Raw genomic sequence first — 13,546 nt, 5'->3', positions numbered from 1 at the left:
TCTGCCAAAGTAAAGCCATCGAAACGGAAATTGCCCTCATTGAAACTTCCACCTTCATCTTTCTCGGGAAATAGTCGACTTCCTTTCCCTTGAGCTTATGGCCAAACAGGGGGGATGACTCCTCAATCACGAATATTCAGTTTGGCGCCATCCGCTGCTTGGGCCTTCTCAAGCTAGCGCTCACGGCATCCGCAGGCTCGAGATGAGGTAGCACAGTTTTGGCTCTGGCTCCGCGGTATGCCGCAACTGAACCAACGTCAGGTTTTGTGCAACGGCGGAATCATCACGAGCGGCCGCAATTTGGGGCCGGAAGCGGACTTGCGGCTTGGAATGTGAGAAGCGGACGTTCACGCGCCCCCATGCATCGACGCGATCTGACCCGTTGCGGACATTCTCAGCGAACGTTTTACCGCCTAAAACCGGGCATTCGCTCCGATGGGGTCAAGTGACCCAGGGCGGCGCTTATCAGCCGGTCGATGCGGCGGTGAAAACCGCCAATTGAGCATCGAAAGCACGCTTGAAGGCCGGCCGCGCTTCGCCGCGGGCTACATAGGCGGAGAGGTTCGGATATTCGTCCAGTATACCCGATCCGTTCAACCTGCGCAGCACCGCCACCATCAGAAGGTCACCGGCGCTGAACGCACCATCGAGCCAGTCGGCATCGCCTAGGCGACCGGAAAGTTCGCCCAGCCGGTCACGGATGCGATCCTCGACGATAGGCAGGCGCTGCTAGTACCAGGTCTCGTCGCGCTCCAGGAGCCTGGCGATTTGCAGATCAACGATCGGCGGCTCCAGCGTGCTTGACTGCGAGCAAAGGGGGCAGCGATCATACCTCTCGAACACCTTCACCCAGACCAACAGATTGGCGATACCGGTTTCGTCTTCTAGCGTGATGGACATCACGCCCCTGGCGCTGCCGGGACGCTGGCGCGCGAGGACGATGCCGGCGGCTTCCAGCCAGCCTCCGTCGCGCGCCTCCATGGCCTTCGCGGAGTGTGACGATGCGCCGGCGGTGCAGGTCCTCGCGCAGGAAGGTTCTTTCGGCATTCTTCTCGAGGTCAGCAACCTCGTCAACATTAACCAAGGTTCTCTCCCGAGCAGTTGCTCCTTGACGTAGTATTAACCAAGGTTCTCTCCCGAGCAGTTGCTCCTTGACGTAGTGCGCTCAACGGCGGACCATCCGCCCACTTGTGCTTGCGGGATATTTCATGACGGAAAAACTCCTCACCGATATTTTTAAGTTCGTCGCAATCAGACCGACGCAGATGGCCAACGAGGAAGACAGCGCAGCGACCACGATTCGCGATGCGCGGGCTGAAGGCGCAGACGGCCAACGCCAACTCGAGCAGATCGCCCGTCCGCTCGCGACGACCGAAGGAGCGCTTCAGAAATGGAGCCAGGCCGATTTCAGCGGGCTCAAGCCGCTCGTCGCGGCGTATCGCACGCTGGTCCACAGGTACGAACAGGGGCCTCCGCGGGGATTGGCCGACGATCCGGCGGACGCGCCGGAGCCACCCGTCGCCGCTGACGCGGCACGAGACGCCGGTATCGCCAACCTGAGCGAGGCAAAGATCAACACGCTCCTCGAGCAGGCCTTCGATGCCTACTACATCGGCTCTCGCACCGGTCCTGATGCAGGCTCCCGACTGGAGCTTGCGACGTCGGCGTTACGGGCGCTGCACTTCGCTCGCGGGATCGCGAACGGCAGCATCACCGATGCGAACGAGGCCAAGCGCACCTTGAGCGCCACGCCGCTCGTGCCAGGTGCGCTGCACCGGCACTTCAATCAGCCCGCCGCGCCCACCCCACCGCCGTCCCGACCGGCACCGCCTCAGGGGAGCCCCGATACGGCGAAGAAGCGCGAGCTCCTTCAGGAGTTCGAAGCCACGCAGACGCTGCTCGAAACGCTGCGGTCGGCCTCACCGTTACTCAAGGCACAGTCGCGGATGACGAGCAGGGACGACCCAGGGGGGAGCGGCGCCCGGGTCTCGATCACATCGGCGCCGAGATTTCGCGATGCCGTCGCGGCCAATGTCGCCGCGCCCGCGCAGCGGCTGCTGGGCACGCTCTCGATCAAGGACACGACCAGCCTTCCCTCGGCCAGCCTCGCACTGGAACGACACCTGACGACGCTGTCGGCGAAGGTCCAGACGTTTTCGGGCGACGCGGAATTCATCGGCATGGCCAAGGCGAAGGACATTGTGGGCCTCGACAAGATCTTTCTCCCGCAGCCAGACCTGACCGGCGACCCGAGCTCGACTCCCGACGTGAACATGAGCGGCCAGATCCGGCCTCTCGGGATCGGCGATCTGAAAGTCGTCAAGCAAAAGCTGCTCGCCTACGTGCCAGGAGAAGTCGCGCACATCGAGAACGTCCTCAAGGGCGAGTTCAAGGACCGCAAGCATCGCGTGCTCGATCGCGCCGAGACGATGGTGTTCACGTCGGAAGAGGAGGCGCAGGAGACCGAACGCGACACCCAGTCAACCGAGCGGTTCGAGCTGAAGAAGGAAGCCGAGCAGGTGATCAAGGAAGACATGAGCGTGCAGGCCGGCGTCACGGTGACGGGCGGCTTCGGTCCGGTCACGGTGACGGCGCACGGTGACTTCGCGTATTCGACGTCGAAGCAGGAGTCCGCGAAAAACAGTTCCAACTTCGCGAAGGACGTAGTCGATCGCTCGGTATCGCGCGTCCAGAAGAAGACCAAGGTCGAACGCACCACCAAGACGCTGCACGAAGTCGAGGAAACGAACAGCCATGGCCTCGACAACAAGCACGGCACAGGCCACATCACGGGCGTCTACCGCTGGGTCGACAAGCGCTATCGCGCGCAGGTCTATAACTATGGACGGCGGCTGATGCTGGAGCTGATCGTCCCCGAGCCGGCCGCGTTCTTCCGCACCTCGCAGATGCGATCGGCGCTCGAACTCGCCGGTGTGACGCCGCCACAGCCTTTGGTCAACGCCAAGGGTCAACCCCTCACGTCGAGCGACATCACGCCGAGCAATTACCAGCTGTTCACGAGCCGCTACAACGCCGCGGGCGTGACGCCGCCGCCGGCGGAGTGGGTCTACATCACGACCGTTTTCGATCAGGGGGCAATCGATAACGGCCTGACCGTCTCGAAGTCCGTCAAGGACCTGATCGTTCCGGAGGGCTACATCCTCCGCTTCTTCAACGCCGAGGTCTCGATCATCTGGGTGCAAGGCGGGCCGCAGTTCATGCTGCAGATCGGCGAGTGGGGCTTTCACCTGCTGGCCAGCACCGCGGTCAAGCACGGCTCGAATCAACTGGTCGGGCCGTCCGCATCTCCGGATCCCTGGGATGACCCGATAGGCCCGGTGCCGGTGAGTATCATCGGCTACGACATCAACGCGTATGCGGTCAACGTCGCCGCGAACTGCGAGCGGACCACGGCACACTACGAGAAGTGGCAGCTCTCCACCTTCGACAAAATCTACACCGCCTACAAGGCGCTCAAAAGCGAGTACGACCAGAAGGTGGCACAGGCGCAGGCGCAGATCGGCGCGGTCGTGATCAGAGGGCGCAACCCACAGACCAACCGCACGATCGAGAAGGCCGAGCTCAAGAAGCTCTCGATCACGATGCTGACCGGACAGCATTTTGCCTACTTCGACGCGATGACGGATCCGCCCGGGCAGCCGGCTCAGATCCCTGAGGTCAAACCGATCGAAGCGCTAAGCGAGGGCCGCTATATCCAGTTTTTCGAGCAGGCCTTCGACTGGGATCAGATCACCTATCTCTTCTTCCCGTACTTCTGGGGCCGCAAGCGCAACTGGATCAAGGTCAGCAACATGGACGATCCCGATCCGCTGTTCGCGCAATTTCTCCAGGCGGGCGCGGCCCGGGTCCTGCTCCCCGTGTCCCCCGCGTACAACGAGGCAGTGCTCTACTTCCTCGAATCGAAGGACCCCGACGTCTTCAAAAAGATCTGGCAAGGCGGCGAGCCGCCGAAGCTGGACGATCCACTGTTCACGTCGATCGCGGAAGAGATCAAAGCGCAGACCGACGACCTGGCCGGTGCCGTCCCCGAAGGCGAGCCGTGGGAGTTCACGGTGCCGACGACGCTAGTCTGGCTGCAGGACGGTCCCGAGCTGCCGGTGTTCGAACCATGACGGGTCCGGCGCCATGAGCTTTCTCGGTCTTCCGGAGTGCGCCAGCTTTCCGGTCCGCAACGATCCGCCGAACGTGCTCGAGTATACGGCGGCCGAATGGTGGGTCCGCGAGTGCTACGCGAGTTACTTCCGCGGCACGCTGCCGGTGCCGCAGCTGATCACGTGGCAGTTGCAGCGCTTTTTCTTCAATTACGACCCGCTTGATCCGGTACTCGAGCTGGTGATGACCGTGCTCGAACGGGACTTCCGCAACGTGCTCAACCCACGTCTGGTGAAGCAGTTCATGCGGCTAGTGAAGGCGCAGGCGCCACACACAGAGCTGCTGGCGCTGCTCAAAGAGATCACGCCGGGCGGCGCGCGGAAGCCCGACATGCTCGGGATCAGCGCCAGCCGCAATCTGGTGTTCGACGGCGTCGAGGTCGGCACGGTCAAAACGGCGCAGTCCACGTGGGACGAGTTGAACGAAAAGCTCACTATCATCAAGGACGTGATCGTTCCGCAGCTCAAGATCGAGATGCCGCAACTGGCGATCCGAATGAGTAAGGGTTTCCAGTCATTCAGCGTGCCGCTCGACTACACAGTCAAAGGCAGCGCGTTTCGAATGACGCGATGGCAGCGCGTGCTGCCGCTGCCGGTGCGGATCAGCGGCAAGGGCAACGCGCGAAGCGCCGACTGGATCTGCTTTCACCCGTCGATGACGTGGCAGCCGGCCGGCGCACCACCGGCCGGGGGCGGCGGAGAGCCCCAGGGGTCCGATGGACTGTTTCTCTACCACATCCATCGCGCGACGCTGCCGAACCTGCCGGAGAAGGTGCGGCAGAACCTTGAGCAGGAGCTGCGGCGCTGGCGTCAAGGCCATGGGCTCGTGCTCGAACTGAACCCGGCCTACGCGTTCACGTTTCAGCAGAGCAAGAGCGACTGGTCGCCGGAAGCGAAGATGCTGTTCGGCTATCTCGGTCTCGGCGCGCTCGTGGTGATGGGCGTCGCGCTCGCGTGGGAGCTCGGGCTGGTCGCGGGCGCGGTAATGCTCGCAGAAGAAGGACTGTTGGCGCTCGCGGCCACGCCGCAAGTGTTCATTACGGCAATGGCCGAAGCGTCGGCACTGGCGCGCTTTCTCTGGCCTATCGCCGTCAGCGCCGCCCAGTGGTTGCCGGCAAAATAACTGCTGCTAAGGTTCCGGCCGTTCGGCGCCGCCGGTCCTGCGCCGGCACGCCGCCGAGCGACTTGTAGGCCGCGATCATGCTCGTAAACACACCCGCCTCCGCCTGCGCGACACCGTCCTCCGCCTAAAGCTGCGTCCGCTCCGCTGAGCAGAGAGAGAGGAAGAAGGTCTGCTGGTCAATCGAGTTCGGCCACTTCCTTACGAAAATGGGGAGTTCCGCGTTGGTGAATAGGTGTGAATTCGGCCGAGGCCGAACGAGCTTCCGCTTAGGGTCGCCTCCAGCCGTCCAGCGAACGGCCGCTATGGAGAAGGGTCAGGGAGGTCGGCAATTGGCGCAACTACGCCCTCAGGCGCGGTCGCCGGTAATGTCCCCGCTGTAAGGCGGTGGCACATCTAACTTTAACGGCCGACATGAGGCGCATTGCGGTCCGGCAGCATCGGTGAAGGTTTTCCAACGCGGGCCAAGGCCGGCCCCGAACGCACCCTCGCGCCGAGCCCCGCATCGGAAAACCTTCACCGGTGCGGAGGCTTGATCACTAGGAGCGTATCGTCCTTTTGCTGTCACCGTCGCCGAGCCTACAGCATTTCCCTGGCATCTGAGTTAATGTTGCGGCTGAGGGACCCAAACTTCAGCCTTGGGAGAGCTGTGTGGACGTTGCCACTTGGTTGCGAGGCCTCGGTCTCCAGCAATACGAGCAGGCATTTCGCGACAACGCGATCGACGCGGAAGTCCTGCCGGAGCTGACTGATGCCGACCTCGAGAAGCTCGGTATGCTCCTCGGTCATCGCAAGCGATTCCGCAAGGCGGTAGTGGGGCTGGAGCCGTCGTCAAGCCATCCCGACGCGAGCACCGATGACATCGCGGCTCAGAGCCGCACACGGGCCCTAAACGCGGAGCGTCGACAGCTGACCGTCATGTTCGTGGATCTCGTCGGCTCGACGGCGCTGGCGACGCGTCTGGATCCCGAGGACCTGCGTGAGACCATCGGAGCATATCACCGCTGTGTCGCCGATACGGTCACCCGCTTCGGCGGCTTTGTCGCCAAGTATATGGGCGACGGAGTCTTGGTGTATTTCGGCTACCCGCAGGCGCACGAGGATGCTGCTGAGCAGGCGGTGCGCTCTGGCCTTGCTCTCGTCAATGCCGTTAGGCGACTCCCAGAGCCCGAGCCATTGCGGGTTCGTATCGGCATCGGCACCGGACAGGTCGTCGTTGGCGATCTGATCACTGCCGGCGAAGGGCAAGAGCGCGGCGTTGTGGGCGAGACGCCGAACCTGGCCGCCCGCTTGCAAGCTCTTGCCGAACCCGACGCGGTCGTGATCGGGCCGCAAACGCGGCAGCTGGTCGGCGATCTTTTCGAATATCGCGATCTTGGCGCGGTCGAGGTGAAAGGCTTTCCGGAGCCGATCCATCCCTATCAAGTTTTTCGTGAGAGCGCTGTCGAAAGCCGCTTCGAGGCGATGCATGGGACGACGCCCACGCCGCTGGTTGGGCGTGAGGAGGAGGTCGACCTGCTGCAGCGCCACTGGCATCGTGCGAAAAGTGGTGAAGGTCGTGTGGTGCTGCTCTCAGGCGAGCCCGGCATCGGAAAGTCGCGCCTGACCGTCACCTTGCAGGAGCGGATCCAGAATGAGCCACACACGCGCTTGCGCTATTTCTGTTCGCCGCACCATCAAGACAGCGGGCTCCACCCTACCATTGCGCAGCTAGAACGTGCCGCCGGGTTGAGGCGCGACGACCCACCCGAGAGGAAACTGGATAAGCTTGCGGCCCTGCTTGCCCCGACCTCGCCGGAGGACGTGGCGCTGCTGGCCGAGCTGCTGTCGTTGCCGACCGAAGGTCGCTTCCCGCCTCTCCAACTGACGCCTCAGCGTAAGAAAGAGAAGACCTTCGATGCGTTGCTCAGGCAGCTCGAAGACCTGGCGCGACAAAGTCCGGTGCTGATGCTCTTCGAGGATGTGCACTGGATCGACCCCAGCTCGCGCGAGCTGCTCGACGTTGTAGTCGAGCGGGTGCTGCGCCTGCCAGTGCTGCTTCTCCTCACGTTTCGCCCCGAGTTTCAACCGCCGTGGACCGGGCAGGCCCACGTCACTGTTCTTGTCCTCAACCGGCTCGACCGTCGTGACGGCGCCGCGCTGGTCCAGCGGGTCGTCGGCACCGGGGAGCTGCCGAGCGACGTTGTCGCGGAGATCATCGAGCGCACGGATGGGGTGCCACTGTTCGTCGAGGAGCTGACCAAGGCGGTGTTGGAGGGCGGCAACGCCAGGACAGTGCTCTCAAGTGCTGATGCAACGGCGTTCAATGTCCCCGCCACGCTGCATGCCTCGTTGATGGCACGGCTCGATCGCCTCGGCTCAACCGTTAAGGAGGTCGCCCAGGTCGGCGCGGTTCTCGGTCGGGAGTTCTCTTACGAATTGCTGGCAGCGGTCGCACAGCGAAATGCCGCTGATCTAAATGGCGCGCTTGATCAACTCGTCGGCGCCGGTCTGGTGTTCTGCCGCGGGACGCGGCCACTGGCCACTTACCTCTTCAAGCATGCGCTCGTTCAGGACGCAGCGTATGGCACGCTGCTGCGCGGCAAGCGCCAGGAGATACATAAGCGTGTCGCAGATGTGTTGGAGGAAAAGTGGACCGGAATCACTGAACCGCAACCCGAGCTCCTCGCGCACCACCTACAGCAAGCTGGGGATTGGGCGGGCGCGCTCGATCACTGGCAAAAGGCGGGAAGGGCCGCCGTGGCCAGAGCTGCCACCCGGGAAGCCGTGTCGCACTTTTCCAGCGCTATTGACTGCAGCAGGCGACTTGGCGACGTCTCCGGCGGCGCCGAAGGGATGACACGTCTCCACCTTGAGATGGCCAATGCCTTGATGCAGGCTGAAGGGTATCGTTCCGAGCGCCTTGGGAAGACGCTTGAAGATGCACGGCTTGCAGCCGCGAACACTGCATCGGTCGAATTGCAATGTGACGTTGCGCTTTCGCTCGCTCCATTTTTTTATGCCACCGGGCGCAATCACGATTACCTGACCCTGGCCGAAGAGCAGCTCGTAAACTGTGCCGATCTCCTTCCAACGGCCTATCTGAGTGGTCTTTGGGCAACGAAGGGAATTGCTCATTCCAACCGGGGAGAACAACCAATGGCAGCGGAGGCTTTGCGCAAGGCCTTAGATCTGATTGATCGGGTTGACCCAAGTCGTCGCATTTCGTTCGCCGGTGCAGATCAACGTGTGTCTGCCCAGGCATATTTTAGCGAATCGCTGATCATATTGGGTTTCTTTGATGCTGCAGTCGAAGAGAAAGAGCGCCTGATGCGAAATTTTGACCAGCTCGATAAGCCCTTCGATCTCGCGTGGCATCTTCTCGTGCAGTGCCAATTGTGCGCGCTACTCGGCCAATACAAGGAATTACTCGATAACGCTACGAAGATGGTCGAGATTTGCGAACGGCATGGCTACACGGCGCGTCGAAGCAGCGGCATCAGGTGGCGTGGCCATGCCCGCTCGCATTTAGGTGAACTGGATGCCGGCATCGATGACGTCCGGGAGAGTGTGGTTCTTTGGCGTGGGCGGGGCGTCGTATTTCATACCCCTGAGAAAACATGCGAACTTTGTGATCTTCTCCTGCGGGCCGGTCGCATCGAAAATGCATCGCAAATGCTTGATGATGTCGATACCCTCGTTTTCGATACGGACGAGGCGAGCTACCTAGCAGAATGCATTCGCCTTCGTGGCCAGATCGCCGCAGGCAGAGGTGACCTGACGGGCGCCGCGCACCTATTCGAAACAGCAATTGCTACTGCCCGTCGGCAGCAAGCGACACTCTTCGAGCTTCGCGCCGCAACGCAACTAGCACCAGTTCTGGCACGGCAAGGTCGTGTCCATGAGGCGGCGACTGGTCTGCAAGCGGTGGTCCACACATTTAACACTAGGTATCCAATCGTCGACCTGATCGCGGCACAAAGGGCGCTGGACGCCCTGAGCCGTTGAGGTCGCACAATCTGCGGCGATTCCGACAGCGTAGTTTGTGTCGATTTGATGCAAGCTTGGCTCATGCGTACCCCACAACGACCTCCAGCGCGGTCGCCTGAGATGTCTGCTTTCGGGAAACGGCAAAGCTGATTGGGCGCAAAGCTGCCGTTGACATCGTACCCAACGTAGGATGGCTTCGGGTCACGAATGCTGGTTCCGGCCAATGTCGACTTCCAAGAAGAGAATTCGACTCCGGCGCTCTCGAAAGGGTAAAACTCTCACCTTCCGAGTGCGTACTCTCATCGTCGGCAGGGTGGCTGACTGGGTGCAGGGCTGCCATAGACAATCAGATTGCATCAACTGCGGCCTAGAGCTGGTCTCCTGCTGGCGATCCTTCACCAAAATCAAAAGCTCCATGTTCGCCAAACTACGCCAGAGCTTGCGAGCAATTGGTGAGCAGCCTTCGCACAATCGCTGGTGTGTCTGAGGCTAACTTATTGAAATGATTGGCGCACCCGACAGGATTCGAACCTGTGACCTCTGCCTTCGGAGTGCCAATTCCTTCCGCCGAAGCGAGCCGCCGAAAACGCGACGTGGCGCGAAAACATCCAATGTAACAATAACTTGGTGAATTTCATGCCGACCGCCGATACGCTACATCGCTCTATCACCAGCTTCGAATTGGTGAGTATGTGGTGAGCAAGGGATCGCGTCGTGCCGAAGTTGACCAAGACCATCGTCGATAAGGCTATCCCACGAGAGAAGCAGTTCACCATCTGGTGCAGTGAGCTCAAGGGCTTCGGCGTCTTCGTTCAATCGAGTGGGACGCGCACCTATTTCGTCGACTATCGCAACGTCCATGGTGTCCGTAAACGTATGACCATTGGGCGGCATGGACCGCTCACCGTGGAGCAGGCGCGCAAGCTGGCCATGGCAGAACTCGGCGGTGTCGTGACAGGCAGGGATCCTGCCGACGATCGGGCAACACGCCGTCGATCGGTTACCGTCCGCGAACTGTGTGAAGACTATCTGGCCATGGCCGAGAAAGGCTTGGTGCTCGGCAAGGGAAATCGCCCCAAGAAGATGAGCACCCTCTACACCGACCGGGGACGGATCAATCGGCACATTGTTCCGCTGCTCGGCTCGACGCGCGTCGTGGATCTCAGCAAGGCCGACATCAATCGCTTCCTGAGGGATGTGGCGAGTGGCAAGACCGCCAAGGTCGAGAAGACCATGAAGCGCGGCAAATCGATCGTGAAGGGCGGGGCGGGCACTGCGGCACGCACGACCGGTTTGCTCAGCGGCATCATCTCCTTCGCCGTCGACCAGGGCATCATCGAGACCAATCCGGTGCATGGAGTGAAGCGCCCAGCGGATGCGCGTCGCCGCCGTCGGCTTGGGCCCGAGGAATATGGACGGCTCGGGCAAGCGCTAGCAGAAGCACGAGCGAAGGGAGAAACGCCGCAGTTGATCGATGCGGTCTGGCTACTTGCCCTCACCGGCTGCCGGTTGGGGGAGATCATCCACCTCAAGCACGCCGAGGTGGATCGAGCAGGTGGCTGTCTGCGGCTGGAAGACAAGGAGGGAGCGTCACTGCGGCCGATCGGGCGGACGGTCCTGGACTATCTCACAACCATTGAGGCGGTGGAAGACTGCCCGACCGTGCTCGCACCCGTGCGTGACGGGCAGGTGTTTGGCGGAATGGCGAGAGGCTGGAAGCGGATTGCAAAGAAGGCGAAACTCGAGGGTGTAACGCCCCACACCCTGCGCCATTCCTTCGCCTCGGCAGCCTCTGAGCTCGGCTACACGGAGCCGACCATCGCAGCGATGCTTGGGCATGCGGCCGGCTCGATTACCAGCCGCTACATCCATCATCTCGACAGCGTCTTGATCTCGGCGGCCGACAACGTCGCAGCCACGATCCATGCGATGATGGTCTTTCAGCCGGAAGAGGCGCAGCCGGACTCAGGCGCTTTGGGTTCCAGGACGGTAGTCGAAGGTCTCTGAAGGCAATCGACTGATCGCGGCCAAGAGTCGATGTTCCGATCGACACGACAAAGGTCAGCCGTGCGCCAATTGATGACCTTCCTAGCGCTTCTCCAGAGCCGCCGTTCGCGCAACGGCTTGAGGCGACCCCAGTTGCGAACTCCAGAGCTAAATCTTGGGAGGGTAAACAAACTCGGCTACAACGAGGGAGGATTGGGCGCAGAAGGGAAAGCTGATCATGAATACAGCGATCGTATTTGACTGCGAGTTTCTTTGCCTTGAAGGGTCTCAGCGGAGATTCTGGTGTGCTGCCCACGATCCGGATCCAGTCATCGCACAGATCGGTGCTGTCAAGCTTGGCCTTGAAGGCGACTTTCCTCTCCTGGACACATTCAAGGCCTACGTTCAACCAGTCGACCGACATGGCAGTAGGTATTCTCTGGATCCGTTCTTCACCAAGTTGACTGATATAACGGAGGAGAACGTTTGGAATTGGCCATTTCGGCGACCCGGACCTTCCGGTTGCGGACCGCATCCTTGCCGCTCAAGTCGGCATACCGTTTCAGGGTAACGGCATCCCCCGAAAGCAGCTACCCTCCAGCGGCCACATCAAAGCGCCGTCCTAGGGAATTTCCGATTGACTGTTTACAGACGGTCACTGCATCAAAGGTAAGCATTTCGCGCACAAGTTTACTGTAGTTCAATGATACTTCCCGTCTTCCTCCAACAATCAATAACGCCGGAGATGAGTCGATGGTCGCCACGACCCCAGCCATTGGAATGTCTGCAAATTCGGACGCCGATCGCCGGTTTTTTTTCGCGTACACGCTGTTCATTTTCGTCACGGTGCTAGTTGGGTTTGTGCCCCATTCGGTCGACCTCGTCCATGCGGTTGTCGTTGGCCATCTGCCGCCGATCCCGTTGGCTATACATATCCACGCCATCGTGATGGGCGGCTGGATCATTCTTCTGCTAGTGCAGGCCGCTTCCGTTGCCACGGGCCGCACCGCCTTGCATCGCAGGCTGGGCATGATCGCATTCGCGTGGATCCCGTTGATGGTGCTGATGATGGTGCTTGTCGCCCGCTCTATCTGGATGATGGTGGCCGGCCTGCCAGCGGGCGCGATTCCACCCGATGTGCTGGCGTCTACCAAGACGCTGCTGTCGAACATTCTCATCGAGCAGATCACAGCTTTCGTCTTATTTCCGCTGTTCGCACTCTGGGGCATTGCCGTCCGGCGCAGCGATCCGGGCGCGCATCGGCGCCTGATGATCTTGGCTACGCTGGTGATACTTATGGCTGCGGTCGATCGCATAGCCGTACGCTGGTTGCCGACCACTTATCCAGCGTCCTACGATGCCCAATATATCTATGCGTTGCTGTGGATGGCACCAGTGCTGATCTTCGATCTGGTGCGCCGGGGTCGCGTGCATCGTGTTTGGGTGATCGGGCTGGCGTGCAATTTGCCGTTCTTCGTCTTCAACCATTTCATGTGGGGCTCTCCGCGCTGGCTGGAAACAGCGCCGATTATCATGGGCCTTTTCGGCGTATCAGGGTGGAAGTGAGACCGGTCGGACAATTGTCTGCGCCGGTCTGTTGGCGGCTTGCGCCTCGACGTCTCCTTTTTGAGCGGCAGGCCGCCATCGCCGCGTCGTTGGCGGTGCCCGCCCGGCAGGCCTGCCGCGGACACCTTGCGCTATGCCTCGCACCACGCGGCGGAGCTGCTAACATTCAGCCGCGTGCTGCGAGGCGAACGGGTGCTCGATGTTGGTTCTCATGAGGCCATATCACGCGGCTGCCATCGCTTATTGTAAAGTGGGCGCCGCCGTGGGCGGCGCTCGCACAATCGACAGTCAACGCCAAGCCCACACCGAGATTCCAAGGTGTGCTGAAAGGGCGAGAGCAAGGCCAGATTGTCCTGGAACAGACCAGGCGGCGGAAGGATGATGAGGGCAAATAGTGCGGCGGCCGCACTTACCGTGGCAAGACCACGAGCAGTTCGCGGTCTGCCATCAAATCGTTGGAAGAAACAAACACAGCGGATTAAACAGCAGTAGGTGTGTGTGAGGCGACACAATGGTCGCTCCGTCCCTAACGGCTGGCGAGCGAAAGGCCGCCGAATCCGCCGATCAGCCACCACGCGACGGCGAGCGCTTGAAAAGGGCCTCGACAAGAGGCGGCCGGTCCCGCGTGAGGGCCACAACGGCAGTGCGCTGAATCCTATGCCGATGGCCACGATGGGCTAACGGAGTCCAGGGTTGCTTCAGGTTCAAGCAACGGTTCCCCTGTCGCGACAAC

The 13,546-nt window shown here is 61.2% G+C and carries 5 protein-coding genes and 3 pseudogenes; 6 read left to right on the top strand and 2 right to left on the bottom strand.

Features of this window, described 5'->3' with window-relative positions:
- Positions 1–465: 465 nt before the first annotated feature.
- Together NKH93_RS10965 and NKH93_RS10960 are read right to left on the bottom strand one after the other, a co-directional pair.
- A pseudogene (locus NKH93_RS10965) lies at positions 466–801 on the bottom strand (glutathione S-transferase C-terminal domain-containing protein); the annotation flags it as partial.
- A gap of 30 nt (positions 802–831) precedes the next feature.
- Positions 832–1,033, bottom strand: a pseudogene (locus NKH93_RS10960) (OB-fold nucleic acid binding domain-containing protein); the annotation flags it as partial.
- Positions 1,034–1,208: 175 nt separating this feature from the next.
- Here NKH93_RS10960 and NKH93_RS10955 point away from each other — a divergent pair.
- The 6 genes and pseudogenes from NKH93_RS10955 to NKH93_RS10930 all read left to right on the top strand — a co-directional run bounded on the left by NKH93_RS10955 (position 1,209) and on the right by NKH93_RS10930 (position 12,813).
- Positions 1,209–4,133, top strand: a complete 2,925-nt coding sequence (locus NKH93_RS10955) for a hypothetical protein (RefSeq protein ID WP_352970278.1) — start codon at positions 1,209–1,211, stop codon at positions 4,131–4,133.
- Positions 4,134–4,146: 13 nt separating this feature from the next.
- Positions 4,147–5,295, top strand: coding sequence for a hypothetical protein (locus NKH93_RS10950; protein ID WP_352970276.1), 1,149 nt, complete (start codon positions 4,147–4,149; stop codon positions 5,293–5,295).
- Between the two features lie 648 nt (positions 5,296–5,943).
- On the top strand, positions 5,944–9,279 hold the full coding sequence (locus tag NKH93_RS10945) for an AAA family ATPase (RefSeq protein WP_352970274.1): 3,336 nt from the start codon (positions 5,944–5,946) through the stop codon (positions 9,277–9,279).
- 696 nt (positions 9,280–9,975) lie between these two features.
- Complete coding sequence (locus tag NKH93_RS10940; RefSeq protein WP_352970272.1) at positions 9,976–11,268, top strand: site-specific integrase; 1,293 nt, start codon at positions 9,976–9,978, stop codon at positions 11,266–11,268.
- 217 nt (positions 11,269–11,485) lie between these two features.
- A pseudogene (locus NKH93_RS10935) lies at positions 11,486–11,734 on the top strand (3'-5' exonuclease family protein); the annotation flags it as partial.
- 266 nt (positions 11,735–12,000) lie between these two features.
- Positions 12,001–12,813 (top strand): hypothetical protein, encoded by an 813-nt coding sequence (locus NKH93_RS10930; protein WP_352970270.1) that lies wholly within the window; start codon positions 12,001–12,003, stop codon positions 12,811–12,813.
- Positions 12,814–13,546: the final 733 nt, after the last annotated feature.

The organism is Mesorhizobium sp. M0954 (assembly GCF_040319155.1).
Taxonomy (GTDB): domain Bacteria; phylum Pseudomonadota; class Alphaproteobacteria; order Rhizobiales; family Rhizobiaceae; genus Mesorhizobium.
Note: the sequence above shows the minus strand (reverse complement) of the source record. Positions and strands in the feature narration are given on the sequence as shown.